Genomic DNA, 1221 nt, shown 5'->3' with positions numbered 1-1221 from the left:
GGCGGCGGCGCTGGCGGCGGCGCCGTCTCGGGCTCCGGTAGTTCGACGTCGGAGATCGTGCGCCGCGGCGCGTCGCGGGGAACGGTCGCGTCGTCGCCTACCGCGGGCAGGCCGGTGGTGTCGACCGTCGGGGTGCGGCTGAAGGTGATGCCCGACGACGCGGTGTAGCCGCCGGAGCGGTCGAGTGCTTCGGGTTCGGGCCGCGCGAGGCTGATCCTTCGGCGGCGGTACCGCACCAGGCCCAGGACCAGCGCGGCGATGACGACCAGGGTAGCGACGACTGCGATCGCGATCCAAAGACCTTGGGACACGGTGGCAATCCTTCCAGCCACGGTTATCCGGCGCTCAGGCGCGTTCGGTGTGCGTCCGGGGCACGGTGTGTGCGTCCTGGCCTTCGGGTGTTGCTCCTGGGCGGAAGAATCGCCGAAATCGCGCCATCAGTTCACGACGAAAGCCGTCGGTTCACACTCACGTGCTCCCGAGGTCTACGAGGAGCTCGAGACCAGCTGCTCCACCTGCTGCCCACGCATCCGCTGAGAAATAACCGCGGTAATGCCGTCGCCCTGCATGGTCACGCCGTACAGCGCGTCGGCGACCTCCATCGTGGGCTTCTGGTGGGTGATGATGATGATCTGCGACTTGGCCCGCAGCAGCTCGAACAGGCTGATCAGCCGGCGCAGGTTGGTGTCGTCGAGCGCCGCCTCGACCTCGTCCATGATGTAGAACGGCGACGGGCGGGCCCGGAAGATCGCCACCAGCATGGCGACCGCCGTCAGCGCCTTCTCACCGCCCGACAGCAAAGACAGCCGGGTGATCTTCTTGCCGGGCGGACGCGCCTCCACCTCGATGCCAGTAGTCAGCATGTCGTTGGGATCGGTCAACCGCAGCCGGCCCTCGCCGCCGGGGAACAGCACGGCGAAGACTTCCCGGAATTCGCGCTCGACGTCGATGAACGCGTCGTTGAAGACCTGCAGGATGCGCGCATCGACGTCGGCGATGACGTCGAGCAGGTCCTTGCGGGCGGCCTTGACGTCCTCGAGCTGGGTGGACAGGAAGTTATAGCGCTCCTCCAGCGCAGCGAACTCCTCCAGCGCCAGCGGGTTGACCCGGCCCAGCTCGGCGAGTTCCTTCTCGGCCCGCTTGGCCCGGCGCTCCTGGGTGGCCCGGTCGTACGGGATGGGAGCGGGTGCGAAAACCTGCTCGCCGCGCTCCTTGGCCTGC

The 1221-nt window shown here is 68.1% G+C and carries 1 protein-coding gene and 1 pseudogene; both read right to left on the bottom strand.

The genetic code is table 11. The features are described 5' to 3' along the window. Positions 1 to 311, bottom strand: a pseudogene (locus tag N415_RS30095) (signal recognition particle-docking protein FtsY); the annotation flags it as partial. Positions 312 to 485: 174 nt separating this feature from the next. Further along, the coding region (locus N415_RS30090; RefSeq protein WP_081665613.1) for an AAA family ATPase at positions 486 to 1221 on the bottom strand (736 nt) is incomplete at its 5' end.

This window comes from Mycobacterium sp. UM_CSW (genome assembly GCF_000455205.1).
In the GTDB taxonomy this organism is placed as follows: Bacteria; Actinomycetota; Actinomycetes; order Mycobacteriales; family Mycobacteriaceae; genus Mycobacterium.
The sequence above is the reverse complement of the archived record's forward strand: the minus strand, read 5'-3'. Positions and strand labels throughout refer to the sequence as shown.